The organism is Curtobacterium sp. MCBA15_004 (assembly GCF_001865055.2).
Taxonomy (GTDB): domain Bacteria; phylum Actinomycetota; class Actinomycetes; order Actinomycetales; family Microbacteriaceae; genus Curtobacterium.
This window is the reverse complement of record NZ_CP126266.1, coordinates 1628655-1654511: the sequence shown is the minus strand read 5'-3', so window position 1 is coordinate 1654511 and position 25857 is coordinate 1628655. Positions and strand designations below refer to the sequence as shown.

Here is a 25857-nt window from a genome sequence, read left to right as displayed (position 1 = left end):
CGCCCAGGGCGTCCGCCGCAGTCCCCCGCGTCACACGTCCTACCGTTCCGGGCAGCACGAGGACCCATGTCAAGTCCCCCGCGTTCGCGGCGCAGTCGAGCGTCACGGTTGCGAGGGGGCCAGAACGGGTCCTCGGTCTATTGTTGCACGGCCTTCTTCCGCAGGCGCGCAACGAGTGCAACCCAGAGCGGTCCGACCTGTATTCCTTCCTGCGCGTGCAGCTCCCGACGAGTGCGCCGACGGGCGTGCAGGAGCATGCCCACGCCGACGCCGACGACGACGTACTGCACGGTCAGGGCGACCCGGAAGTTCTCCCAGTCGAAGACCGTGCGCCCCGTGGCCCCGGACACGACGTCGAGCAGGGTCCCGATGAGGAACATCATCACGAAGGCCGCCAGGAAGCCGCCGACGTTGACGACGCCGTTCGCCGATCCGAGGGACCCCACCGGGTTGAAGCTGCGGGCGAAGTCGAAGCCGATCAGGGAGCCCGGTCCGCCCACGCCCATCGCCACGACGAGCAGGACGAGCAGCCACGTCGGCGGGTGCCCTGGCCAGAGGAGCACCGCGGTCCAGACGAGTGCGAGCGCACCGACGATGCCGAGCACGAGGTTCGACCGACGCAGTGGGAACCGCGCGCAGAGGACCCCGAGCACCGGACCGGCGACGAAGCCGACGACGACGATGACCGTGAGGAAGGTCGCCGCCTCGGACGGGGTGTAGCCGAGCCCGCGGAGCATCGGCACGCCCCACAGGAGCGAGAACACCGTGCCGGACGACTGGGTCACGTAGTGCGACCAGAACCCGAGCTGGGTGCCCGGTCGGCGGAGGGCGTGCCCGAAGGTGTGGAACGCGCCTCGCCACGAGTGCGGCAGGGGCAAGGGGATGGTGTCCGTCCGGACCGGCACCGGCCCGTTGTGGACGAACACCACGGCGAGCAGCAGCCCGACGAGGCTCGCCGCCGCCGCGACACCGAACGCCGGGGTCCACCCGGCGGTGTGGAGCAGGACGGCGAACGGGAACGCGGACAGCACCTGCCCGACCTGGCCGAGGTTGCCCGTCCACTGCGAGACCTGCGGCAGGATCCGACCGCTGAACCACATCGGCACGAGCCGGATCACCGAGATGAACGTCATCGCGTCACCGGCACCGACGAGGACCCGGCCCGCGATCGCCGGCCCGATCGTCGGCGAGCAGGCGACGACCGCCTGGCCGGCCACCAGCAGCGCCGCGCCGAGGAGCACGAGCCGGCGCGGTCCGACCCGGTCGAGCGCGATGCCCACCGGGATCTGCAGCCCGGCGTACACGGCGATCTGGACGACCGCCAGGGTCGACAGGACGGCGGCGGACACCCCGAAGCGGTCCTGGGCGTCGACGCCCGAGACACCGAGGGACGAGCGCTGCACCACGGCCAGGACGTAGGCCAGCACCGCGACGCCCCACACGAGGAAGGCACGACGGGAGTTCACCCCACCAGGCTACCGAGACCGGTGCGTCACCAGCGTCCGCCTGTGCACGACGCGAGTGACGAGGCGGGCTGTGGAGGAGCCTCCAGTCCGACCGCTCGGCACGCTGGGACGGGAGCCGCCGCGTGTGCGCTCCGCGCGCTCAGTCGGCGGCTGCGTCGCCGTCCGGACGGCGGTCGGCGAGGAACCGCTCGAGCTCCGCCGCGATCGCGTCGGCCGTCGGGACCTCGCCGTCCACCCCGGTGAGGGGCGACCCGACGGGGTTGCCCTCCATGTAGGTGTCGTGCCGTTCCTCGAGGACCGAGACCAGCCGCTGCAGCTCGGCGTTGCCGGCCACCTGCTCGTCGACGCGCGTCAGGAACTCGCGACCCGCCTCGCGCAGGGCGTCGGTCGGGAAGATGAGCCCGGTGGCCGCGGAGATGCCCGACAGTCCCGCGACCGCCGCGTCGGGGAACTCGGTGTCGCCGAGGTAGTGCGGGACGAGCAGGACGAGCCCGGTGACCTGCGCACCGGACGAGGCGAGGCGGTGCTCGACGAGGTGCAGGACGTTCGCCGGCGCCTGCGTCTCGGGCTTCCAGACGCTCATCTGCTCGACGAGGTCGGCCCGCGTGCCGGAGACCGTGAGCCCGACCGGCCGGGTGTGCGGGACCGGCATCGGGATGGACTGCAGCCACGTCGTGTCGGCCACCTGCAGGCGGTCGGCGAGCTCGGTGACGGCGCGCACGAAGCGGTTCCACTGGAAGTCGGGCTCGTACCCGGTCAGGAACAGGAAGGGCTGCCCGAGCTCGTCGCGCACCAGGTGGAGCACGAGCCGGGGCGGGTCGACCGCGGTGATGTGGTCCTGCTCGAAGGTGATGACGGGGCGGCGGGCGCGCCAGTCGAGCAGCGCGTCGGGGTCGAACTCCGCCACGAGCTCGTGCTCAAGCCCGAGGATCGACGACGCGACCTGGGCGACGGCCGACCCCGCGTCCACGAAGCCGGTCAGTCCGGCGACCAGGTGCAGGCCGGCCGGGACGTCGGGAGCGGCGTCGGCGACGGTGTACAGGTCCTCGGGGTGGTTCACCGTCCCATGCTAGGCGGAGGCCCCGACGGGACCGGGCCGGACACCCACGCTGTCGGCGAACACGTGCTGGATAGGCTGGGCGCATGGTCCGACCGACGCTCTCCACCTCATCATCCGCACCCTCCGACGTCGAGGCCGACGTCCTCGTCCTCGGGGTCGTCCCGGGGAAGGACGGCGGCGCGCCCACCCTCGCTGCGGGCGCGACCGGCACGCTGGACGCCCTCGTCGACCTGGACCTCGCGACCGTCGGCGTCACCGGCGCGAAGGACCAGCTCATCCGCCTGCCCGGCACCGGGGTCGCCGCCGCCGGCATCGCGCTCGTCGGCCTCGGCTCCTCGGTCGACGTCGCGGCGATCCGCTCGGCCGCGGGCAGCGCCGTCCGGCAGCTCCCCCACGCCTCGTCGATCACGCTCGCCCTCCCCACCGACTCGGCCGAGCTCGTCGACGCCGCGCTCGAGGGTGCCGCACTCGGCGCGTACGCCTTCACACGCCACAAGGGCGCCGGCACGACCGGCCCGACCCGCGGCGACCAGCGCATCGAGGTCCTCGCACCGTCCGACGTGCCGGCCGACGCCACGGTCCGTCCGGCGATCGTCGCCGACGCCGCCGCGCTCGTCCGCGACCTCGTCAACACCGCGGCCGGTGACCTCGGTCCCGCCGACGTGGCCGACGTCGCGGTCGCGCAGGCCGAGGGGCTGCCCCTGACGGTCGAGGTGCTCGACGAGCACGCGCTCGAGGAGCAGGGCTTCGGCGGCATCCTCGGCGTCGGACGCGGATCCGAGCGCCCGCCGCGCCTGGTCGTCGTGCGGTACCAGCCCGAGGGCGCAGCGAAGCACCTCGCCCTGGTGGGCAAGGGCATCACGTTCGACACCGGCGGGCTCTCGCTCAAGCCCGCCGCGTCGATGCTCGGCATGAAGACCGACATGACCGGCGCCGCGACCGTGCTCGCCGCGACCGTCGCGGCCGCACGGCTCGGGGTCGACACGCGCATCACCGCGTGGCTGTGCCTCGCCGAGAACATGCCGTCCGGCTCGGCCACCCGCCCCGGTGACGTGCTGACGCTGAAGAACGGCAAGACCGTCGAGGTCACGAACACCGACGCCGAGGGCCGTCTCGTGCTCGGCGACGGCATCGCAGCGGCCTCGCTCGAGCAGCCCGACGCGATCGTCGACGTCGCGACGCTCACCGGTGCACAGGTCGTCGCGCTCGGCGACCGCACCACCGGCCTGATGGGCAGCGACGACCTCGTCGCCCGCGTCCGCGCCGTCGCCGACGCCGTGGCCGAGCCGATCTGGCCGATGCCGCTGCCCGAGGAGCTCGACGCACGCCTCGCCAGCGACGTCGCCGACATGGTGAACGCCACGGTGGGCAACCCGTCCGGCGGGATGCTCCTGGCGGGCAAGTTCCTCGAGCGCTACGTCGGCGAGGGCATCCCGTGGGCGCACCTCGACATCGCCGGTCCGTCCGAGCACAAGGGCGGCGGCTACGGCTGGCTCGGCAAGGGGGCCACGGGAGTCATGGTGCGCACGCTCGTCCGGCTCGCAGAAGAGCTCCAGTCCAAGTAGTAGGTTGGTCCCGGCGGGGCAGCGCACCGACGCGCCCCCGCCGGAACCAGCGGGACGGGACCGGAACCATGCGGTCCGACCGTCGGACGCCGCCTCCGCGGTGTCCAGTGGGGTCCGACCCGGACCCCGACACGCACGAGGGAGTTGCACCAGGTGACGGAACAGACTTACGACGTCGTGGTCCTCGGTGGCGGCAGTGGTGGCTACGCCGCTGCGCTCCGGGCCGCGGAGCTCGGCATGAGCGTCGCGCTCATCGAAGGGGACAAGCTCGGTGGCACCTGCCTGCACCGCGGCTGCATCCCGACCAAGGCGCTGCTGCACGCCGCCGAGGTGGCCGACGCGACGCGTGACGCCGAGAAGTACGGCGTGGTCGCCGAGTTCGCCGGTGTCGAGGTCCCGAAGGTCATCGAGTACCAGCAGGGCGTCATCAACTCGAAGTACAAGGGCCTGCAGGGCCTGGTCAAGGCCCGCGGCATCACGGTCGTCGAGGGCTGGGGCCGCCTCACCTCGCAGAACACGGTGCAGGTCGGCGACCAGACCGTCACCGGCAAGAACGTCGTGCTCGCCACCGGCTCCTACTCGAAGTCCCTCCCGGGCCTCGAGATCGGCGGCCGCGTCATCACGTCCGAGACCGCGTTGAAGATGGACTACGTCCCGAACAAGGTCGTCATCCTCGGTGGCGGCGTCATCGGCGTCGAGTTCGCGAGCGTCTGGAAGTCCTTCGGCGCCGAGGTCACCATCGTCGAGGGTCTCCCCCACCTCATCCCCGCCGAGGACGAGTCGATGTCGAAGCAGCTCGAGCGCGCGTTCCGCAAGCGCGGCATCGAGTTCTCGCTCGGCATCCGGTTCGACCACGTCGACCAGCACGAGAACGGCGTCGTCGTGACGCTCGAGGACGGCAAGACCTTCGAGGGCGACGTCCTCCTGGTCGCCGTCGGCCGTGGTCCGCTCACGCAGAACATGGGCTTCGACGAGGTCGGCGTCGCGATGGACCGCGGTTTCGTCACCACCGACGAGCGTCTCGCCACCAACCTGCCGAACGTCTACGCCGTCGGCGACATCGTCCCCGGCCTGCAGCTCGCGCACCGCGGCTTCCAGCAGGGCATCTTCGTCGCCGAGGAGATCGCCGGTCTCAAGCCGGTCGTCATCCAGGACGTCAACATCCCCAAGGTCACCTACTCCGACCCCGAGGTCGCATCGGTCGGGCTCTCGCAGTCCAAGGCCGAGGAGCAGTACGGCGCCGACAAGGTCGACACGTACGAGTACAACCTCGCCGGCAACGGCCGCAGCCACATCATCGGCACGTCCGGTGCCGTGAAGGTCGTCCGCGTCGTCGACGGTCCGGTCGTCGGCGTCAGCATGATCGGCGCCCGCGTCGGCGAGCTGATCGGCGAAGCCCAGCTCGCCGTCAACTGGGAGGCGTACCCGGAGGACATCGCCCCCCTCATCCACGCGCACCCGACGCAGAACGAGTCGCTCGGCGAGGCGTTCCTCAAGCTCGCGGGCAAGCCGCTGCACGCACTGTGATCACCACGACCACCGTGCGCAGCGCGACCACGACATCCACCACCACAGCAACCCGCGAACAGGAGCCCACCCGATGAGCGAATCCGTCAACCTCCCGGCGCTCGGCGAGAGCGTCACCGAGGGCACGGTGACCCGATGGCTGAAGAACGTCGGTGACCGCGTCGAGGTCGACGAGCCGCTGCTCGAGGTCTCGACCGACAAGGTCGACACCGAGATCCCGTCGCCGATCGCCGGCGTCGTCGAGGAGATCCTCGTCCAGGAGGACGAGACCGTCGAGGTCGGCACCGCGCTGGTGAAGATCGGCGACGGCTCCGGCTCGGGTTCCTCCGACTCGGGCGACTCAGGCGCCGAGCAGGCCCAGGGTGCCGACGAGTCCGCCGCCGAGGCGAGCGAGCCCGAGACGGCTCCGAGCACCGAGCAGCAGGAGGAGCAGCAGGCTCCCGAGCCCCAGCAGGCCGAGCCGGCTCCGGGCGGGCAGACGCAGCCCGCCGCCCCGCAGGCCCCCTCCGCTCCCCCGGTCCCGCAGGCCGCTCCGGTGCCGCCGCCCGCCGCCGTCCCGGCAGCGGTCCCGGCGCCCGCCCCGGCCGCCGCTCCGGCCGCATCGGGCTCCGCCGCCAGCGCGTCGGTCCCGCAGCCGAACCAGGACGCCGCCGCATCCGGCTACGTCACCCCGCTCGTGCGCAAGCTCGCGAACGAGCAGGGTGTCGACCTGTCGACCGTGACCGGTTCGGGTGTGGGGGGACGCATCCGCAAGGAGGACGTCCTCGCCGCCGCCGAGCAGGCCAAGTCCGCAGCCGGGTCGTCCTCGACCGCGGCATCTGCCCCGGCCGGCCCGTTCGTCGCTGAGACCTCGCCGCTCCGCGGCACCCGCGAGAAGATGTCGCGCCTCCGCAAGGTCGTCGCCGAGCGTGCCGTGCAGTCGATGACCTCGACCGCGCAGCTCACCAGCGTCGTCGAGGTGGACGTCACCAAGGTCGCGCAGTTCCGCGACGCGAACAAGGCGCAGTTCCTCGAGAAGACCGGCTCGAAGCTCAGCTTCATGCCGTTCTTCGCGCTGGCCGCCTCGGAGGCGCTCAAGGCGCACCCGAAGATCAACTCGACGGTCGAGGGCGACGAGATCGTCTACCCCGAGCACGAGAACGTGTCGATCGCGGTCGACACCGAGCGCGGTCTGCTCACCCCGGTCATCAAGGACGCGTCGTCGCTCGACCTGGCGCAGTTCGCGAAGGCCATCGCGGACCTCGCCGAGCGCACCCGGAACAACCAGCTCAAGCCCGACGAGCTGGCCGGCGGAACGTTCACGCTGACGAACACCGGGTCGCGCGGCGCGCTGTTCGACACCCCCGTCGTGTTCCTGCCGCAGTCGGCGATCCTCGGTACCGGCATCGTCACGAAGCGTCCGGCGGTCGTCAAGGTCGACGGGCAGGAGGCGATCGCGATCCGCTCGTTCGTCTACCTCGCGCTGTCGTACGACCACCGGATCATCGACGGTGCCGACGCATCGCGCTACCTCGTCGCGGTGAAGAACCGCCTCGAGGAGGGCAACTTCGGCCCGAACCTCGGGTACTGATCCCGGCGCTCGAGCCCTGCCACCGGAACGGCCCCGGTCCCCTCGTGGGACCGGGGCCGTTCCCGTGCGACCCGGGAGTGCCGGTCACGCGGGTGCCGGGGGTCGGCCGTCACGGGGTCGCTGAGCACTCCACGGCGTCACGGCTCGGGGGTGCGTCGCGGCCTCACGCGGCCGACGCGAGCACGAGGACGCCGACCACGACGACGAGTCCCACGAGCACCATCCGGAGCGGCACCCGGCGAGAGGCCCCGATCGGCACACCCTGTTCGACCACCTCGCGGAGCACGACCAGGGCACGGTCGAGTCCCCCCGACGGACTGGTCCCACCGGTCGGCTCGGCCGAGGGATCGACCGGCGTGCCCAACGACACCCAGGCCGGCCGGACCCAGCGCACGGGCCTCGGCGGTGCCGCGGCCAGAACCGCGTCGAGCGCCGCGCGGACGACGTCGGCGTCGCCGGCGCGCGCGGCGTCGAGCAGGGGGTCCAGGGCCGCACGAGCCGGTTCCCGAGGGTCCGTACGGTCCCACACCGTTCGTGCGGCGGTGAGGAGGCCCCGGGCCCCGTCGCGGTCCTCGAACGTCGTCCGCGTGCTCGGTGACCGTGGCGAGTCGGTACTCCCGTCGTGCGGGTCCGGACAGCACGGCGCTCCGCCCGGCGGCCGGTCGGCCACCACGACCGCGCCGGCCTCGTCGACGCCGATGCCCTCGGCAGCGACGGCGCCGAGTTCGAGCGCACCCGCACGGCCTCGGTGGGCGAGTTCGAGCAGGGGGACCGAGAGCGTGACGGCGACGCCGCTCGTCGGGACACCGAGGACGTCGAGTGCCGCGTCGAGCGATCGCACGGCCGGTCGGAGCACCTCGGCGGCGAGGTGACCCCGGGGGCACCGGCCGACGCGGGTGATCGGGACGAGGTGCGGTCCGCAGCCGGCGGCGCGGTCTGCCACCCAGCGCGTGAAGGCGGCCGCGTCCTCGGCGCCGCACCACAGCTCGGTCCGCTCCCCCGTCGTCATGGTGACCAGCGTGGCGGAGGGCGGGCGGGCCTCCCGTCCGGTGGCGACCACCTGTGGACAGCGACGTTCGCCCACAGCCTGACCGCGAGCGGTCCTCGTGACACGGCGCAGGCCGTATCCTGTTGGCATGGCACGCAGCACTCCAGAAGGTACGACGGCGAAGGAGCCGGGTCGTCTCAAGCAGATGTACCAGGTCTTCACCATGACCCGCCGGGCAGACCCGAAGTCTGTGTGGTGGTTCCTCCTCGCCTTCCTCGGACCGGTCGTCGCGGGCGTGCTGCTCGCGTTCCTCCTCCCGGGTCAGAACTGGCTCGCGATCACGCTCTGGATCGTCGCCGGCGTGCTGCTCGGAGTCCTGCTGTTCCTGATCGTCCTCGGTCGTCTCGCCGAGCGTGCGGCCTACTCGCAGATCGCCGGCCAGCCCGGTGCCGTCGGTGCCGTGCTGTCGAACTCCCTGCGTCGGCAGTGGCGTTCCAGCGAGATGCCCGTCGCGGTGCACGGTCGCTCCCAGGCCGCCGTCTACCGTGCGGTGGGCGCTCCGGGCGTCGTCCTCATCACCGAGGGTCAGCGTGGCACCCTCAAGCGCCAGCTCGACGAGGAGCGCCGCAAGGTCCAGCGCATCGTGCCGAACGTCCCGGTGCACGTCGTCCACGTCGACGACGAGCAGGACGGTGTGACGCTGCACAAGCTGCCGCGTGCGATGAACAAGTACAAGAAGTCGCTGAACCGCAACGAGGTCCTCGCGGTCGCGAACCGGCTCGAATCCCTGACGCACAGCCCGGCGTCGGCGATCCCGAAGGGCATGGACCCGATGCGGGTGCGTGCCGGGCGTCCGCGCTGAGCCAGCGCCGTTCCCGGCGCAGCCGCCCCGACGGCTGACCGAACGGAGGCCCCCGACCGTGCCAGGTCGGGGGCCTCCGTCGTGTGCGGGGTACGGGTGCGGCAGGCCTGGGGCGGCCGGTGGGGCGCACCGGCGTCACGCGCCCCGGGGGCCCGCGCTGCCGTTCGCACAACCGAAGGCACGTCGCGCCACGGAACGCCGTGGCGCGACGTGCTTTCGGTTGTTCGGGAGCACGTCACACCAGGCCGCGTCGCGCTAGGACGCCCGCGCCCCGCGCCCACGCCCACGCCCACGCCCGCGCGCCCGCGCGCCCGCCGGTCAGCGTCGGACGAGCACCGTCCCGGCGATCCGGTCGTGGGCGCCGCGGCTGTCGCGGTCGATGATGAGCGCCGGCACGACGATGCACAGCAGCAGGGTCCGGACCACCGGCCGCCACACCCCGACGTAGCCGCCGCGCATCGGCACGACGCGCAGCCCGACGCACAGGTGGCCGAACGACCCCGAGAACGTGCAGATGAACAGGACCTGCAGCACGGCGAAGATCGCCAGCTGGATCCACGTGTGCGCGATGTCGCCGGAGCCGTTCACGGGCGACCAGACGCCGAGCAGGAAGGCCACGAGGTCGGCCAGGACCCCGTCGATCAGGAGCGCGACGACCCGCCGTCCGATGCGCCCGACGCTGCGGGGGCCCTCCTCGGGAAGACCGAGCTCCTTGCCCGGCCAGCCGTCCGGGTGTCCGCCAGCGGCGTGTGCGGATGCGTCGGAGGGCGGGGTGGTGCTGCGGGCCATGCCTCCAGCGTAGGCGACCACCTCGACGTAACACGCGCGAAACAACGCAGTCATGTCCGGGAAACTCTTGGTCAATAGCCTCGTCGGAGGGTGCACCCGCGGCACCTCCGACATCACCTACCCCCCAGGAGATCGACACACATGTTCAGCGATTCCTCCGAGGTGCTCGCCTTCATCAAGGACACGGACGTCAAGTTCCTCGACATCCGGTTCACGGACCTCCCCGGGGTCCAGCAGCACTTCAACATCCCGGCGTCGACGGTCGACGAGGACTTCTTCTCGGTCGGTCAGCTCTTCGACGGTTCGTCGATCCGCGGCTTCGCGTCGATCCACGAGTCGGACATGCAGCTCATCCCCGACGTGACGACGGCCTACATCGACCAGTTCCGTGCCGAGCGCACGCTGATCATGATCTTCGACATCTACAACCCGCGGAACGGCGAGATCTACGGTCGCGACCCGCGCCAGGTCGCCAAGAAGGCGGAGAAGTACCTCGCCTCGACCGGCATCGCGGACACCGCGTTCTTCGCCCCCGAGGCCGAGTTCTACATCTTCGACGACGTCCGCTACTCGGTGACCCAGAACCAGTCGTTCTACGCGGTCGATTCCGAGGAGGGCGCGTGGAACACGGGCCGCGAGGAAGAGGGCGGCAACCTCGCGAACAAGACCCCCTACAAGGGCGGCTACTTCCCCGTCTCCCCCGTCGACAAGACGGCTGACCTCCGCGACGACATCACCCTCAAGCTGATCGAGGCGGGCTTCGTGCTCGAGCGCTCGCACCATGAGGTGGGCACGGGCGGCCAGCAGGAGATCAACTACCGCTTCGACACGATGGTCCACGCCGCGGACGACATCCTGAAGTTCAAGTACATCGTCAAGAACACGGCCGACCAGTGGGGCAAGGTCGCCACGTTCATGCCGAAGCCGCTCTTCGGTGACAACGGTTCGGGCATGCACACCCACCAGTCGCTCTGGAACGACGGCAAGCCGCTGTTCTACGACGAGAACGGCTACGGCGGCCTGTCCGACGTCGCCCGCTGGTACATCGGCGGCCTGCTGAAGCACGCCCCGGCGCTCCTCGCGTTCACGAACCCGTCGATCAACTCGTACCACCGCCTGGTCAAGGGCTTCGAGGCGCCGGTCAACCTGGTGTACTCGGCCGGCAACCGCTCGGCGGCGATCCGCATCCCGATCACCGGCACGAACCCGAAGGCCAAGCGCATCGAGTTCCGCGCGCCGGACGCCTCGGGCAATCCGTACCTCGCCTTCGCCGCACAGCTGATGGCGGGCCTGGACGGCATCCAGAACCGCATCGAGCCGCACGAGCCGGTCGACAAGGACCTCTACGAGCTCCCCCCGGAGGAGGCCAAGGGCATCCCGCAGGTGCCGGGCTCCCTCGACGAGGCACTCGAGGCCCTCGAGGCGGACCACGAGTTCCTCACGAAGGGCAACGTCTTCACCGAGGACCTCATCCAGACGTGGATCGACTACAAGCGTGAGAACGAGATCCTCCCGCTCGCGCAGCGTCCGCACCCGTTCGAGTACGAGCTGTACTTCGGCGTCTGACCCTCGCTGAACGCAGGAGAGCCCCGCACCGTCCCGGTGCGGGGCTCTCCTGCGTTCGCGGCACCGGTCAGGACGGCGTCCCGAGTGGGATCGGGCGTACCTGGGCGGATCAACGGACCTGGTACACCCGGAAGGACCAGCTACGCCCGGGAGCAACAGGTCTGCCCGGCAGGTGGTGCGGTGGTGACCAGCCTGGAGGCGCGGGGTGGCCTGGCGGACGGGCGCCGCGCCTCCAGGCTGGTCGCGACGCACCCTCGTGGTCACCGCACCGCGTCACCGTGCCGCGCCACCTCGCTGCCGGAGCAGACGGCGGCACGCAGTGCCGCGCCGTGACCCGCCCCCGGGGCCCACGGACGACGCAGCACCCGGGTGCCGGACACGCGCACACGCACGGACGGGGCCCACGCCGCCCCGGCGCGGGCCCCGTCCTCGGGGCGACGAGTGCCTACCGCGCCGTCGCCAGCACGTCGGCGGCACCCGCCGCCACGCTCACGGGTGCACCCGTGACCGGCGTGGGACGTCCCAGGGAACGGACGGACCACCCCGCCTCGACCCAGTTCGCGACCGGGAGGCAGTTGCGCGCGTCGATCACCGAACGGCGTCCGACGAGCGCTCCGAGGGCGGCCGGGTCGGCACCGACGACCTCGTCCCACTCGGTGAGCACGAGCACCAGGTCGGCGCCCTCGACCGCGTCGGTCATCGACGTGGCGTACGTCAGCGTCGGGAACGACCGACGGGCGGTGTCGTTCGCCTCCGGGTCCCACAGCGAGACCTGCGCGCCGCGCAGGTGCAGGGCGGCGGCGACGTTGAGCGCCGGCGAGTCCCGCACGTCGTCGGTGAGCGGCTTGAAGGCCGCCCCGATGACCGCGATGCGACGGTTGAGCACCGAGCCACCCAGGGACTCGATGGACATGTCGATGACGCGTTCCCGCTGCCCCATGTTGATCTCGTCGACCTGCTGCATGAGTCCGACGACCCGCCCGGCGCCGAGCTCCCCCGCACGGTGCATGAGGGCACGGATGTCCTTCGGCAGGCAGCCGCCGCCGAAGCCGAGGCCGGCGTTGAGGAACTTCCGGCCGATTCGCTCGTCGTGCCCGAGGGCGTCGGCGAGGGTGGTGACGTCGGCACCGGTGATGGCGCACATCTCCGAGATCGCGTTGATGAAGGAGATCTTCGTCGCGAGGAACGCGTTCGCGCTGACCTTGACGAGCTCGGCGGTCGCGAGGTCCGTCGAGACCACCGGGGTGCCCTCGGCGATCGGGGCGGCGTAGACCTCGCGGATGACGGCGTCCGCAGCGGCCGAGGCACCGCCCCACACCAGGCGGTCCGGGTGCAGCGTGTCCGCGACGGCCTTGCCCTCGCGCAGGAACTCGGGGTTCCAGATGAGCTCGGCGTCGATCCCGCTCGGGGTGAACTCGCGGACGATGCCGCGCAGGCGCTCGGCGGTGCCGACCGGCACGGTCGACTTCCCGACGATGAGGCCCGGGTGGGTGAGGTGCTCGGCGACCCCTCGGGTGGCGCTCTCGACGTACGCGAGGTTCGCCGCGTGCGACCCGGCCTTCTGCGGGGTGCCGACGCAGATGAAGTGCACGTCGGCCGCGGCGACCGCGTCGGCCATCGAGTCGGTGAAGCGGAGCTTGCCGGTCGCGACGTGCTTCGTGATGAGCTCCGGCAGCCCGGGCTCGTAGAACGGGACCTCGCCGGCGGAGAGCGCCGCGAGCTTCGCCGGGTCGACGTCGACGCCGATGGTGTCGAAGCCCATCTCGGCCATGGCGGCCGCGTGGGTCGCACCGAGGTAGCCGGTGCCGATGACGCTGATCACCGGCGCGGGGCGGGTGTCGGGGGACGTGGATGCCTTCTTCGGAGCGGTCACTTCGAGACCTCCTGCAGGTCGTAGTCGATGTCGGTGCGGGCGATGCCCTTCGCGAAGGTCGCGAGGCTGTCGGCGCGGGAGTCGATGCGCCAGTCGTTCGTGGTGCGGGTTCCGTCGACGATGGTGGTCGCCACCTGGCTGAAGTACGCGAAGCCGATGACGTCACGGTTCGCCGGGTCGGCCAGGGCGTCGAACAGCGAGTCGAGCCACTGCGACTTCTGGCTGTCGGAGACCGTGCCCCCGGTCTCGGTCGCGCCGATCTCGTTGAGGACGATGTTCTTGCCCGGGGCGACCTTGCGGATCTGGGCGAGGGTCGCGCCGAACGTGTTCTGGAAGGTCGGCTGCTCGGTCGGCGTGCGGTAGTAGCCGGACATGCCCACCCAGTCGACGTACTGCGCGCCCGGGTAGTACTGCTGCATGTACGCGAGCGTCTGGTAGTCCGGGTTGCCGAGCTTGTCGATGCGCGACGGCGACCAGTTCCAGATGACGTAGTCGTTCGCGCCGTTCGCCTGGAAGACGTTCCACACGTGCTGCCACATGGCCGTGTAGGAACCCTTCGCGTTCTGCTGCTTGGCGCCCTCGGACCAGTTGTACCAGGAGCCGTTCATCTCGTGGTCGAGGCGGATGACGAGGGGCATGCCGTTCGCCTTCAGCGCCTGCGCGTACCGCGTCAGGTAGTCGTCGAACCTGCCGGAGACGATGTCCTGGTTCGTGTAGCCGGCGACGTAGGCCTCGTCGTTCCCGGTCTTCGCGGGCACGGTCTCCCACGTCATCATCGGCAGTCGTCCGTTCGCCCAGGACCGCTGGACGGCGGTCTGGTTGAAGTCCTGGTCGAAGCCCTGGAAGAAGCCGACCATGTTCGTGGCCTTGCCGACCTCCTGCGAGACGCTGTCGTACTCAGCCCAGTTGAACGGTGCCTGCGCCGTGTAGAGCCCGAACCAGCGGGACTGCTGCCCGAGGATCTCGGCCTTCGACGGCGTGCTGATCGGTTCGGTCGCGGGGTCCTTCGAGGGGCCGGCGTTCGGCGAGCCAGCGCCGCCGCCGTGCGCCCCGGAGCCACCCTTCGCCGCACCGCCGGCACCGGCGGCCTTGGCCGCGCCGGCCGCGCTCGCGGCCCCGGCCGCGGCGCTCTTCGCGGCGCCGAGGTCGGACTGCAGCGACGCGATCTGCGCCTTGAGCTTCGTGATCTCCTCGGCCCGCGAGCCGGCCTGGGCCCCGGAGGCGTCGAGCTTGCCCTCGAGCGCCCAGATCTGCTTCTGCGCGGCGGTGAGCTTCGTCTGGAGCTCGGCGGCGGACACCTTCTTCGACGCGGACGCCGGTGGGCGGACCCCGAGGGCCTCGCCGACCGCCGTCGACACCGGACCGCCCGGCGACACCCAGACCATCCAGGTGATGAGTCCGAGGACGAGGACGATCGCGGTGGTCCCGATCGCGGTGCGACGGGCGTGCTTGCTGGACTGTGCCCACCAGGTGCCGGTGGAACGGATGAGGTCAGACAATGAGGAACGCCTCCAGAGCGAAGATCGCGATCCCGATGCAGTACGGGATCGCCGCGTACGGGTTGAGCCGGCGACCGCGGCGCGGCGCGGGGCGCCCGGCCGGGGCCGCGGCGGTGGCCGTCGAGCGGCGGGTCGCGAGGACCGTCGTGGTCGAGGTGGTGGTCGCGTCGGCGCCGAACAGCTCGTCGAAGGCGCGGTCGGCGGCGGCCTGTTCGGCCGGCAGCGCGCGGTCCGCGGCACCGGTCGCGGGGCCGTTGCCGGTCCCTGCGGCGTCGACCGGGCTCACCGGCGCGAGACCGGTCGTCGGCTGCACCGGCTCCTGCTCCATCGGTCCACCGGCGTACGCCCCGGCCCGGGTCCCCCACCCCGACGCGTGCGCCAGGCGGAAGAAGCCGATGAGCCGGATCGGCATGAGGAAGAAGGTCGACACGATGATGAAGAGCGGGAGCCGGAAGAAGTCGCTCGGCTTCTCGGACAGGTGTCGGATCTGCCGGATCGCCATGCTCAGCACGCTCGACACGACCATGAGTGCGGCGACGTAGACGAAGCCGGTCGAGAAGCCGTACTGCTGCAGGATGCCCTGGTACAGGTTCTCGCCCTGCCCGGTGAGCGCCCGGTAGATCCACCCGGCGATGACGCCGAACAGCATGAACGGCAGCAGGATGTCGGTGACGAAGAAGACCGCGAGCAGCGGGGCGTGCCCGAGCATCCACGGCAGCATCCGCAGCGTGTTGTACTGCGACCCGCGTGCCCAGCGCAGCTGCTGCTTGAACAGCTTCTTCACCTGGAGCGGTGCGTCCGTGTAGACGAGCGACGTGTACTGGTAGACGGTCCGGTACCCCTCCTTGAGCGTCAGGTTCGTGAGCGTCCGGTCGTCGGACACCTCGAGGAAGACGCCCATGAACTCCTCGTGCATGAACTTGTCCATCACGCGGGTGAGGATGCTGCGGCGGAACGCGATGGTCCGCCCGGGCAGGCAGCCGATCTGGCCGAGCACGCTCTGCGCGGGCATCGAGTACAGCGCCCGGGAGTTCTCGAGCCAGTCCGCCCAGCGGGTGATCCAGGACCGGGTCGGCTCGAGGATCCGCTGGCGGGTGGTGACGCCGCCGACGGACTCGTCCGCGAACGGCTTCAGCAGCTCCTCGAGCGTGCCGGGCGTCCAGACGGTGTCGGAGTCGACGAGCACGGTGATGTCACCGTTCGAGAGCTCGGTGCCGACCTTGACGGCGTTGCGCTTGCCGGGGATCGGGGTGTGGGTCCAGCGGACGAGCGGGGCGAACTCGTCGCAGACCTCCTCGAGTGCCTCGTTGCGGGCGCCGTTGATGACGACGATGATCTCGCCCGGTCGCTGCTCGACCATGCGGCCGATGACGTCCCGGAAGAGGTCGAGTGGCTCGTCCACCACGGGGACGACGACACTCGTCGTCCCGGTGTACGTGCCGGTGAAGGGGCGGTACCGGGCGGACAGCACGACCTTGAGGATCCAGAGCAACCAGATCACCGCGGAGTACACGGCGAACAGGTAGAACTCGGGATGCCCTTCGACCATCTGCCGGATCTGGAGGATGAAGGTGAACATCGATCCCTGCTTCAACGTTCGAGGTGGGGATTCCGCTCCATCGAGGAACCTGTGGGGGTTCGGGTGTCCTCATTGAGACAGAACCTGAACGTCGGCGCAACGCGTCCCCCGTCCGGGGGCGGTCGGGTCCCCTCGCGGGGTACGTCGGTGTCCCCCACGGCATCGGGGAACGCTGTCCGCACTGCTGCTGACAGCACTGATGCGGACCGGTCAGTGTCGCGTCACCGTTCCGTCGGGGCGCGTCGACGGCCGGGAGGCGCGACCCGCGTCCGCGAGGAATCCCAGTTCAGCAGGTGGTCCCGACCGATCCGCGGGGTCGCCCGGCCCGGCCCGGTTGCGGGTCGCCGACGAGCGGAGCCGTCCGATGGTGCTCGTCGGCGCGGGGGTGGCGGCGGGGTACGCCGTGATCGCGATCGGGGGACAGCGTTCGATGCGCAGGAATCGACCCGGAGACCTTCTCAAGTTCGGGTCTCGGAGGTCGTCCCGGGCGTGTCGCGGCCGGGGTCAGCGCCGGGTCAGGCGCCGTAGAACTCCCGCTCGAACACCTGCCGCGCCCGTCGGGTGACGCCGAGGTAGTCGTCCTCGAGGCGCGACGCGGACCCCGGCGGGTACTCCAGCAGCCGCGCGATGCCCTCGAGCTGCACCCGGTCGACGGGCAGCACGTCCGTGGTCCTCCCCGACCAGAGCACGAGCGCACTGCGGGTGCGGGACGCGAAGCGCCAGGCGGCGCCGAGCTTCTCGGCGTCCTCGGCGGCGACGAACCCGGCCGCGGTCGCCGCGTCCAGTGCCTCGAGCGTCGACGTGGTCCGGAGACCGTGCACCGCGGTCGCGTGCTGGAGCTGGAGCAGCTGCACGAACCACTCGACGTCGCTCAGCGACCCTCGTCCGAGCTTGAGGTGCCGCGCCGGGTCGGCGCCGCGCGGGAGTCGTTCGGACTCCACGCGTGCCTTGATCCGGCGGACCTCGCGGACCTCGCGCTCGTCGATGTGCTCGGGGTAGCGCGTGCGGTCGGCGAGGTGCTCGAAGTCGCGGAGCAGCTGCTGGTCGCCGACGGAGCCCCGGGCGCGCAGGAGCGCCTGGGCCTCCCACGTGAGGGACCAGCGGGCGTAGTAGGCGCCGTACGAGTCGAGCGTGCGGACGACCGGGCCGTTCTTCCCCTCGGGGCGCAGGTCGATGTCGAGCTCGAACGGGTGGATCGCGTCCTCGGTGAGCCGGGACAGCTCGCGCACGATGCGCTGCGCGGCCCGGGACGCCTGCTCGGACGGCAGGTCCTCGGCCGCGCGGTACACGTACAGGACGTCGGCGTCCGACCCGAAGCCGAGCTCGCGTCCGCCGAACCGGCCCATCGCCACCACACCGAACTCCAGCCCCTCCGGGGCGTCCCGTCGGGCGAGGGCGAGGACGCCCGCGAGCGTCGCCTCGGTGACGTCGGTGAGCGCGGGGCCGAGCTGGTCGACGTCGAGGTGGCCGAGCACCGCCGCCATCCCGAGCCGCAGGGTCTCGCGACGCCGGGCCGACCGGACGAGCGCGGCCGCACCCTCGACGTCGTCGCCGTGCCGGGCCGTCGTCGCGCTGTGCTCGGCGAGCAACGACTCCGCCGGACGCGGACGCAGCAGGGCCTCGGGCTCGTCGAGCCACGCCACGGCCTCGGGGAACCGTTCGAGCAGGCCGGCGAGGAAGGCCGACTCGGACAGCACCGTCGTCAGCGAGTGCGCGGCACCGGACGAGTCGCGGAGCATGCGGAGGAACCAGCTCGACTCGCCGAGGGTGTCGCTCAGGCGACGGAAGGCCAGGAGCGCACGGTCCGGTGCCGGCCCCTCCGCCATCCACCGCAGGAGCACCGGGAGCAGGTTCCGCTGGATCGCCGCGCGCCGGCTCGTGCCCTGCGTGAGCGCACGGATGTGGCCGAGGGCACCGGACGGGTCCGCGAAGCCGATCGCGCCGAGGCGGTCGGCCGCCTGGTCGTTCGTCAGGACGATGTCGCCGTCGGTCGCCGCGACCGCGGAGAGCAGCGGGCGGTAGAACAGGCGCTCGTGGAGCCCGCGGACCTCGAGCTTCACGCCGCGCCACCGCTGTTCGAGCGCGGACGCGGAGGTCGCGAGGCCGGTCGACCGGGCGAGCACCCGGAGCTCGTCCTCGTCCGAGGGCATGAGGTGCGTGCGCTGCAGCCGTCGGAGCTGGATGCGGTGCTCGAGCAGCCGCAGCAGGGCGTAGTCCGGCCCGAAGCGCGCGGCCTCGGGGCGTCCGACGTACCCGGCGCTGGCGAGGGCGTCCATCGACTCGAGCGTCGAGCGCACCCGCACCGATTCGTCGTCACGACCGTGCACGAGCTGCAGGAGCTGCACGGTGAACTCGACGTCACGCAGCCCACCCGGACCGAGCTTCAGCTGCCGGTCGACCTCGGCGTCCGGGATGTGCTCCGTGACCCGCTCGCGCATCCGCTGCACCGACTCGACGAAGCCCGGCCGCTGCGCCGAGCTCCAGACGAACGGGGCGACCGCCGCCGCGTACCGCGCCCCGAGGTCGGCGGACCCCGCGATCGGACGGGCCTTGAGGAGCGCCTGGAACTCCCACCCCTTCGCCCAGCGCTCGTAGTACGCGACGTGGGAGTCGAGGGTCCGGACGAGCGCCCCGTCCTTGCCCTCCGGTCGGAGGTTCGCGTCGACCTCCCACAGCGCGGGTTCGGCGGCGAGGTCGGTGATCGCGTGGGTCGCCGCGATCGCCAGGCGCGTCGCGATGAGCACGGCCCGGTCGGTCCCGACCCCGGTGTCGGCGTCGTCGTCGCGGGTCGGCTCGGTCACGAAGATGACGTCGACGTCGCTGACGTAGTTGAGTTCGCGCGCGCCGGCCTTGCCCATGCCGATGACCGCGAGCGGGGTGGCCGCGACGTCGGCGGCCGGGAACGGGACCTCGCGCCGGGCGACATCGACCGCGGCCTCGAGCGCGGCACCCGCGAGGTCGGCGAGTCCGGCCGCCACCGACGGGAACACCTCGGTCGGGGCGGGGTGGAGCACGTCGTACAGGGCGATCTGCGCGAGGTGCCGGCGGTACCGGACCCGCAGGCGCAGGCGGGCGTCCTCACCCGTCGCTCCGTCGACGGCTTCGAGGAGCGACGACGTGTAGGCGTCCTGGTCCCACGGCGCGGTCACCGGGTCGAGCAGCAGCGCGATCTCGGCCGGGCGCCGGTGCAGGAACTCCCCCAGCCCGACCGACGCCCCGAGCAGGCGTACGAGCCGCTCGGTCGCCTGCCGGTCCGCCAGGACCGGCCGGAGCTCGTCCGGGGCGCGCTCGAGCAGGCGCTCCACGAGGCGGAGCGCACCGTCGGGATCGGCCGTGGCCTCCCACAGGGCCGGGGCGTCGCTGACCGGCACCCGCAGGTCCGGGCCGAACCGCGCCTCCAGGCCGGCGATCCGTTCCAGGCTCTCCGACAGCTCCGCGAAGCCCAGGCGGGCCATCTCGGAACGGGACGTCCTCGTCCGACCGGTCACGTGGTGCTCCGGGCGGGCTGCTAGAGCGCGCCGAGGTTCGTGTCGAGCTCGAACGGCGTGACCTGGTCGCGGTAGGCCTTCCACTCCTGCCGCTTGTTGAGCAGCACGTAGTTGAAGACCTGCTCGCCGAGGGTCTCGGCGACGAGCTCGGAGTCCTCCATGAGGCCGAGCGCGTGGTCGAGGCTCGCCGGGAGCTGCTTGTAGCCCAGTGCACGGCGCTCGGCGTCGGACAGGCTCCAGACGTTGTCCTCGGCCTCGGGCGGGAGCTCGTAGCCCTCGTCGATGCCCTTCAGACCGGCCGCGAGGAGCAACGAGTACGCCAGGTACGGGTTTGCCGCGGAGTCGATGCCGCGGTACTCGACCCGGGCGGACTGGCCCTTGTTCGGCTTGTACAGCGGGACCCGGAGCAGCGCCGAGCGGTTGTTGTGCCCCCACGTGACGAACGAGGGTGCCTCGTCGCCGCCCCAGAGCCGCTTGTAGGAGTTGACGAACTGGTTCGTCACGGCGGTGATCTCGGGTGCGTGGCGGAGCACGCCCGCGATGAAGTGCCGCGCGGTCTGCGAGAGCTGGTACTCGCCGCCGGCCTCGTAGAACGCGTTCTGGTCGCCCTCGAAGAGCGACACGTGCGTGTGCATGCCCGAGCCCGGCTGCCCGGAGATCGGCTTCGGCATGAACGTCGCGTAGACGCCCTGCTCGATCGCGACCTCCTTGACCACCGTGCGGAAGGTCATGATGTTGTCCGCCATCGTCAGCGCGTCGGCGTAGCGGAGGTCGATCTCGTTCTGCCCGGGACCGGCCTCGTGGTGGCTGAACTCGACCGAGATGCCGAGGTCCTCGAGCATCCGGACCGAGCGGCGTCGGAAGTCGTGGGCGCTGCCGCCCGGGACGTTGTCGAAGTAGCCGGCCTGGTCGACGGGCTGCGGGCCGCCGTCCTTCCAGTCGCGGCTCTTCAGCAGGTAGAACTCGATCTCGGGGTGCGTGTAGAACGTGAAGCCCCGGTCGCTCGCCTTGGCGAGGGTGCGCTTGAGCACGTTGCGCGGGTCGGCCACGGCGGGCTGGCCGTCGGGCGTCGTGATGTCGCAGAACATCCGCGCGGTGGGGTCGACCTCACCGCGCCACGGCAGGATCTGGAAGGTCGAGGGATCCGGGTGCGCGAGCACGTCGGCCTCGTAGCTGCGGGTCAGGCCCTCGATCGCGGAGCCGTCGAAGCCGATGCCCTCGGCGAAGGCGCCCTCGACCTCCGCCGGCGCGATCGCCACCGACTTCAGGGTGCCGATGACGTCCGTGAACCAGAGGCGGATGAACTTGATGCCCCGCTCCTCGATGGTGCGGAGCACGAAGTCCGTCTGCTTGTCCATTCGAGGCCCTTTCCGTGGTGCTGCAGGACCCCCAGCCTATTGGTCTTCGTCGTCCCAACGCTCGTTGTTGGCCTTGATGCGGTCCAGGGCGTGTTGCGCTTCCTCGCGCGTCTCGAACGGGCCGATGCGGTCGCGCTGCGGGGACTGCGGGCCCTGCTCGACCGTCTTGGTCTTGTCGTTGAACCACCACTGGGACTCGATGCGTTCGTCGCTCATGCCGCCACCGTACCCACGCGGACGCGGGCGCGGCCGGGCGCGGTCGGGCGGGGTCGGGCTCGGCGGGCGAGCGGGCGGGTCGTTGTCGCCGAACTGTCGCTTTCGTGAAAGCGACAGATCTGCGCGGAACATCGACGGCGATCTGTCGCTCTCGCGTGGTGGAGGGGCCGACGGAGACGTGATCTGTCGCTTTCGCGACACGGGCGTGGGTGCGTGGGAGGGTCGGGCGCGGCGGGTGGGTCTGCGTCGCAGATCTGTCGCTTCCGTGAAAGCGACAGATCTGCGCGGAACATCGGCCGCGATCTGTCGCTCTCGCGTGGTGGACGGGGCGACGGAGGCGGAATCTGTCGCTCTCGCGACAGGGCCCGGTGCCGTGGCGGCGGGGCGGCGGGCGTGCGGTCCCCGTCGTCCGCGCTCCGCGCAAGGGCGACCGTCTGGAGGCCCGGTGCCGGTCCGGCGGGCCGGCACCGGGCCTCCAGGCGGTCGCTTCCCGGCTACCACCCGCCGCGCTCCGCGGGCGCGCAGCCGCGTGTCGGCCACCACCCGCCGCGCTCCGCGGGCGCGCAGCCGCGCGTCGGCCGCAGCCGTCCGCACTTCACGGCCACCCGCGGGCGACCGACCGCGCAACGCGGCCGCGCGACGGCGCAGCGCGGCGCCCGGTTAGAGTGGTCCGCATGCCCCGGGACGCACACGGACACCTGACCGCCGGCCGGATCTCCCCGCAGCGACCCGTCCCCCGGGACATCGAGCGCCCCGAGTACGTCGGGAAGGCCGAGCCGCACGAGCACGGCCTCGGCGACACCTACACGCCCGACGAGGTCGAGCGGATCCGCGCGGCGGGGCGCATCGCCTCGCGGGCCATCGACGCCGTCGGTGCCGCGATCCGGCCCGGGGTCACGACCGACGAGCTCGACCGGATCGGACACGAGTACGTCGTGTCGCACGGCGCCTACCCCTCGACGCTCGGCTACCGCGGCTACCCGAAGTCGCTCTGCTCCAGCCTGAACGAGGTGATCTGCCACGGCATCCCGGACGACACCGTGCTGCAGGAGGGCGACCTCGTCAACATCGACGTGACCGCGTACAAGGACGGCATGCACGGCGACACGAACCGCACGTTCGTCGTCGGCGAGGCCGCCCCCGAGGTCACCGACCTGGTCACCCGCACGGAAGAGGCACTGCGTCGCGGGATCAAGGCCGTCGCGCCCGGACGCCAGGTCAACGTCATCGGACGGGCCATCGAGGCCTACGCGAAGCGCTTCGGCTACGGGGTCGTCCGCGACTACACCGGCCACGGCGTCGGGCGCGCGTTCCACTCCGGGCTGATCATCCCGCACTACGACGCACCCCAGTACGACACCGTCATCGAGCCCGGCATGGTGTTCACGATCGAGCCGATGCTCACCCTCGGCGGCATCGAGGCCGACATCTGGTCCGACGACTGGACCGTCTCGACGCGCGACAAGTCCTGGACCGCACAGTTCGAACACACCCTCGTCGTCACCGAGCGCGGCGCGGAACTCCTCACCGTCTCCTGAAAGGGCCCCAGTTCCCATGACCTCACTCGCAGTCGGCGTCGACATCGGCGGTACGGGCATCAAGGGCGCGATCGTCGACGTGACCACCGGCGAGCTCCAGACCGACCGGATCAAGAAGGCCACCCCCGAGGGCGGGAAGCCGCACGACATCGTCGCCGTGGCGAAGTCGATCCTCGACGAGCTCGCCCCCGGCGCGGACGTGCCGGTCGGGGTCTGCTTCCCCGCGATCGTCCGTGACGGCAAGACCATGTCAGCCGCGAACGTGTCGAAGAAGTGGATCGGCTTCGAGGCCGAGGCGCTGTTCGAGAAGGAACTCGGGCGCTCCATCCACTTCGTCAACGACGCCGACGCCGCCGGGTTCGCCGAGCAGCAGTTCGGCGCCGCGAAGGGCAAGGATGGCCTCGTCGTCGTGACGACCCTCGGCACCGGGATCGGCACCGCGCTCATCAACGACGGTGTCCTCATCGTCAACTCGGAGCTCGGACACCTGGAGATCGACGGCCACGACGCCGAGTCGCGGGCCTCGTTCGCGGCGAAGGAGCGGGACGAGCTCAGCTGGAAGCACTGGGCGAAGCGCCTGCAGACGTACTACTCGACGCTCGAGGCGCTGCTCTCCCCCGAGCTCTTCGTCGTCGGCGGCGGCGTGTCGAAGCACCACGAGGAGTTCCTGCCGCTCCTCGACCTGCAGGCCGGGATCATCCCCGCGACGCTCCGCAACAACGCCGGCATCATCGGTGCGGCGACGCTGGCCGCACGGTCGCACGCGCCCCGGTAGACTCAGCGGTGCGAACGGGTCGGTGAGACGGTCGCGTCACTCCCCCGGGAGTGCCGAGGAACGTCCGGGCTCCACAGAGCAGGGCGGTGGGTAACACCCACCCGGAGCAATCCGCGAGACAGTGCCACAGAGAACAGACCGCCGGCGGCGACGTCGGTAAGGGTGAAACGGTGGTGTAAGAGACCACCAGGGGTCCGGGTGACCGGATCCGCTCGGTAAACCTCGCCCGGAGCAAGGTCAGACAGAGGACGTCGAGGCTGCTCGCCGAGTCCTCGGGTAGACCGCTGGAGGCCGACGGCAACGTCGGTCCGAGAGAGATGGCCGTCACCGCCGCGTCAGCGGCGGGACAGAACCCGGCGTACGGCCGGCCCGTTCGCGCACCGACCACGAGACGGACGGGAGGCGCGGTGCCAGCTGGCACCGCGCCTCCCGTCCGTCTGCTGGTCGCGTCGGCTACAGGCCCGACTCGGCCGTCCGCACCAGGATCGCGTCGCTGTCCGGGCAGAGCACCACGTCGTCCGGTGCGGCGCGACGGATGGTCTGCAGGTCCGAGTTGGTGAGCGTCACCCCGGACGCCGTGGAGACGCCGCCCTGCAGGAGCGACGCGCCGAAGCCGTACCGCGCCCGCTGCCGGTCGTACAGCGCCAGGAGGTCGGCGGGCACCTTCGCGGCGACCGCTGCCCGGCTCTGCACCGCGGCGTCGCGGTCGGCCTCGACGCGGGCGATCTCGGCGTCGCGTTCGGCGACGAGCGAGGACCGGGAGGCCTCGACGTCGGCGAGCTGCGCCTCGATGTCCCCGACCCGGGCACGGTGCACGTCGAGCTGCTCCATGACCTCGAGCTCGGCCGTCTCGAGGTCGCCGATGCGCCGCTGGAGCGACTCCATCTCGCTCTGCAGCCCGGCGGCGTCCTTCGCGTTCGAGACGTTCTGCAGCATCGTCGTGTCGCGGGTGATGCGTGCCTGAGCGGTCGCGGTGTCGGACTCCAGGCGTGCGAGGTCCCGCTCGGCGTCCTCGGCGCGGCCGGTGGCGGCGACGAGCTCGGCGCGGAGCTTCGCGGCGGCGCTGCCGAGCTCGGTGAGCTTGTCGCCCTTCTGCAGCGACGTGATGCGGTGCGTGAGGCGGGTCACGTCGTTGTCGAGTCGCTGGAGGTCGAGGAGGACGACCTGGTCCTCGGGTGCTGCCTTCACGGTCGGTCTCCTTCGGGGACGGTGGTGGTGTCGGGGTGGGACGCGGCGGTGGCGGGCTGGTCGGCCCGCGTGGCGGGCTGGTCGGCCCGTTCGGCCGGCTCGGCGGGCTGCTCGGCGGGCCCGCCGGGCTCGGCTGCCGGCAGGACGGCGAAGTCCCAGGGGTCGGTACGGAGGTCGCTCACGGTGACGCGGACGCCGGCTGCCCGGCGGAGCTGCTCGGCCGCGACGTCGAGCCAGAGCCACTCGGTGGCCCAGTGCGACGTGTCGACGAGTGCGGGGCCGTCGCCGAGCATCGCCTGCTCCCGGAACTCCGACGCGGGGTGGTGGCGCAGGTCGCTCGTGACGTAGACGTCGGCGGCCCGCACCGCGGAGTTGCCGAGGAGCGAGTCGCCCGCACCCGCGCAGAGCGCCACGGTGCGGACCGGCCGGTCGAAGTCGCCGGACACGCGGACGCCGGTCGCGGTGGGCGGGAGCAGGTCGACGAGGGACCGCGCGAGGGCCCCGAGCGTCGTGGCCGTCGGCAGGGTCCCGACGCGGCCGATGCCGGTCTCGGGGTCCGAGCCGGACTCCAGCGGGCGCTGGTCGGTCAGCCCGAGCCGGTCGGCGAGCACGGCCGAGGTGCCGGTCGTGACGACGTCGGCGTTCGTGTGCGCGGCGAGGAGCCCGGCACCGCCGCGGACGAGGGTCGCGAGGACCGCACCCTTGTAGGTGGACTCGTCGATCGTGGTGACCCCGCGGAGCAGCAGCGGGTGGTGCGTCAGGAGGAGGTCCGCGCCGAGCTCGACGGCCTCGCTCGCGGTGGCCGGGACGGCGTCGACGGCGAGGTGCACGTGCTCGACCTGCTGGTCGGGGTGTCCGGCGACGAGCCCGACAGCGTCCCAGGACTCGGCCCCGGCGGCGGGCCACAGGTCCTCGATGACGGCCTGGAGTTCGCGGAGCGTCGGCATCCC

General features: G+C 71.6%; 19 protein-coding genes and 1 other RNA gene. 8 read left to right on the top strand and 12 right to left on the bottom strand.

The features are described 5' to 3' along the window. Nucleotides 1-137: 137 nt before the first annotated feature. Both QOL16_RS07795 and QOL16_RS07790 read right to left on the bottom strand, forming a co-directional pair. Nucleotides 138-1466 (bottom strand): nitrate/nitrite transporter, encoded by a 1329-nt coding sequence (locus tag QOL16_RS07795; protein WP_071284813.1) that lies wholly within the window; start codon nucleotides 1464-1466, stop codon nucleotides 138-140. 139 nt (nucleotides 1467-1605) lie between these two features. Continuing rightward, nucleotides 1606-2526, bottom strand: coding sequence for a proteasome assembly chaperone family protein (locus QOL16_RS07790; protein WP_065963570.1), 921 nt, complete (start codon nucleotides 2524-2526; stop codon nucleotides 1606-1608). An 83-nt stretch (nucleotides 2527-2609) separates the two neighbouring features. On the opposite strand from QOL16_RS07790, the gene QOL16_RS07785 reads away from it, so the two are divergent. The 3 genes from QOL16_RS07785 (at nucleotide 2610) to sucB (ending at nucleotide 7188) form a co-directional block, all read left to right on the top strand. Beyond that, nucleotides 2610-4091 carry a leucyl aminopeptidase gene (locus QOL16_RS07785; RefSeq protein ID WP_071246846.1) on the top strand — a complete coding sequence of 494 codons (1482 nt, stop codon included), beginning with the start codon at nucleotides 2610-2612 and terminating at the stop codon, nucleotides 4089-4091. A 153-nt stretch (nucleotides 4092-4244) separates the two neighbouring features. Beyond that, complete coding sequence (gene lpdA, locus QOL16_RS07780; RefSeq protein ID WP_071284812.1) at nucleotides 4245-5618, top strand: dihydrolipoyl dehydrogenase; 1374 nt, start codon at nucleotides 4245-4247, stop codon at nucleotides 5616-5618. Nucleotides 5619-5691: 73 nt separating this feature from the next. Continuing rightward, nucleotides 5692-7188, top strand: coding sequence for a 2-oxoglutarate dehydrogenase, E2 component, dihydrolipoamide succinyltransferase (gene sucB, locus QOL16_RS07775; protein ID WP_071246842.1), 1497 nt, complete (start codon nucleotides 5692-5694; stop codon nucleotides 7186-7188). Between the two features lie 163 nt (nucleotides 7189-7351). Here the strand turns inward: sucB and QOL16_RS07770 are convergent, their stop codons facing one another. Next, the gene (locus tag QOL16_RS07770; protein WP_139266429.1) at nucleotides 7352-8197 is read right to left on the bottom strand and encodes a hypothetical protein; all 846 of its coding nucleotides are present in this window, start codon (nucleotides 8195-8197) and stop codon (nucleotides 7352-7354) included. A gap of 127 nt (nucleotides 8198-8324) precedes the next feature. Here QOL16_RS07770 and QOL16_RS07765 point away from each other — a divergent pair, with 127 nt between their 5' ends. Continuing rightward, nucleotides 8325-9038 carry a DUF4191 family protein gene (locus QOL16_RS07765; RefSeq protein WP_065959351.1) on the top strand — a complete coding sequence of 238 codons (714 nt, stop codon included), beginning with the start codon at nucleotides 8325-8327 and terminating at the stop codon, nucleotides 9036-9038. 318 nt (nucleotides 9039-9356) lie between these two features. On the opposite strand, the gene QOL16_RS07760 is transcribed toward QOL16_RS07765, so the two are convergent. Further along, nucleotides 9357-9827, bottom strand: coding sequence for an RDD family protein (locus QOL16_RS07760; protein ID WP_071246838.1), 471 nt, complete (start codon nucleotides 9825-9827; stop codon nucleotides 9357-9359). 141 nt (nucleotides 9828-9968) lie between these two features. Between QOL16_RS07760 and glnA (QOL16_RS07755) the strand changes: the two genes are divergently transcribed. After that, nucleotides 9969-11393 carry a type I glutamate--ammonia ligase gene (gene glnA / locus QOL16_RS07755; protein WP_065959355.1) on the top strand — a complete coding sequence of 475 codons (1425 nt, stop codon included), beginning with the start codon at nucleotides 9969-9971 and terminating at the stop codon, nucleotides 11391-11393. 445 nt (nucleotides 11394-11838) lie between these two features. Here glnA (QOL16_RS07755) and QOL16_RS07750 read toward each other — a convergent pair whose 3' ends face one another. The 6 genes from QOL16_RS07750 to QOL16_RS07725 all read right to left on the bottom strand — a co-directional run bounded on the left by QOL16_RS07750 (nucleotide 11839) and on the right by QOL16_RS07725 (nucleotide 21406). Beyond that, nucleotides 11839-13266: a UDP-glucose/GDP-mannose dehydrogenase family protein gene (locus tag QOL16_RS07750; protein ID WP_065959357.1), complete on the bottom strand. Its 1428-nt coding sequence runs from the start codon at nucleotides 13264-13266 to the stop codon at nucleotides 11839-11841. Then, nucleotides 13263-14765 (bottom strand): glycoside hydrolase family 26 protein, encoded by a 1503-nt coding sequence (locus QOL16_RS07745; RefSeq protein ID WP_071284810.1) that lies wholly within the window; start codon nucleotides 14763-14765, stop codon nucleotides 13263-13265. The genes QOL16_RS07750 and QOL16_RS07745 overlap by 4 nt, the downstream gene beginning before the upstream one ends. After that, entirely contained in the window at nucleotides 14758-16344 is a 1587-nt protein-coding gene (locus QOL16_RS07740) for a glycosyltransferase family 2 protein (RefSeq protein ID WP_071284809.1), read from the bottom strand. Before QOL16_RS07740 ends, QOL16_RS07745 begins: the two co-directional genes overlap by 8 nt. 515 nt (nucleotides 16345-16859) lie before the next feature. Continuing rightward, nucleotides 16860-19832: a bifunctional [glutamine synthetase] adenylyltransferase/[glutamine synthetase]-adenylyl-L-tyrosine phosphorylase gene (locus tag QOL16_RS07735; protein WP_071284808.1), complete on the bottom strand. Its 2973-nt coding sequence runs from the start codon at nucleotides 19830-19832 to the stop codon at nucleotides 16860-16862. A 20-nt stretch (nucleotides 19833-19852) separates the two neighbouring features. After that, nucleotides 19853-21190: a type I glutamate--ammonia ligase gene (glnA, locus tag QOL16_RS07730; RefSeq protein ID WP_065959363.1), complete on the bottom strand. Its 1338-nt coding sequence runs from the start codon at nucleotides 21188-21190 to the stop codon at nucleotides 19853-19855. A gap of 36 nt (nucleotides 21191-21226) precedes the next feature. Further along, nucleotides 21227-21406 (bottom strand): SPOR domain-containing protein, encoded by a 180-nt coding sequence (locus QOL16_RS07725; RefSeq protein ID WP_065959365.1) that lies wholly within the window; start codon nucleotides 21404-21406, stop codon nucleotides 21227-21229. Between the two features lie 674 nt (nucleotides 21407-22080). On the opposite strand from QOL16_RS07725, the gene map reads away from it, so the two are divergent. From map to rnpB, 3 genes are all read left to right on the top strand, one after another. Next, entirely contained in the window at nucleotides 22081-22944 is an 864-nt protein-coding gene (gene map, locus QOL16_RS07720) for a type I methionyl aminopeptidase (protein WP_071246947.1), read from the top strand. A gap of 16 nt (nucleotides 22945-22960) precedes the next feature. Then, nucleotides 22961-23719, top strand: coding sequence for a polyphosphate--glucose phosphotransferase (gene ppgK, locus QOL16_RS07715; RefSeq protein ID WP_065959368.1), 759 nt, complete (start codon nucleotides 22961-22963; stop codon nucleotides 23717-23719). 15 nt (nucleotides 23720-23734) lie between these two features. Continuing rightward, nucleotides 23735-24095, top strand: an RNA gene (rnpB, locus tag QOL16_RS07710) — RNase P RNA component class A. Between the two features lie 77 nt (nucleotides 24096-24172). On the opposite strand, the gene QOL16_RS07705 is transcribed toward rnpB, so the two are convergent. Both QOL16_RS07705 and QOL16_RS07700 read right to left on the bottom strand, forming a co-directional pair. Continuing rightward, nucleotides 24173-24907, bottom strand: a complete 735-nt coding sequence (locus QOL16_RS07705) for a zinc ribbon domain-containing protein (protein WP_071284807.1) — start codon at nucleotides 24905-24907, stop codon at nucleotides 24173-24175. After that, on the bottom strand, nucleotides 24904-25854 hold the full coding sequence (locus tag QOL16_RS07700; RefSeq protein ID WP_083395047.1) for a Nif3-like dinuclear metal center hexameric protein: 951 nt from the start codon (nucleotides 25852-25854) through the stop codon (nucleotides 24904-24906). The genes QOL16_RS07705 and QOL16_RS07700 overlap by 4 nt, the downstream gene beginning before the upstream one ends. Nucleotides 25855-25857 lie beyond the last annotated feature (3 nt).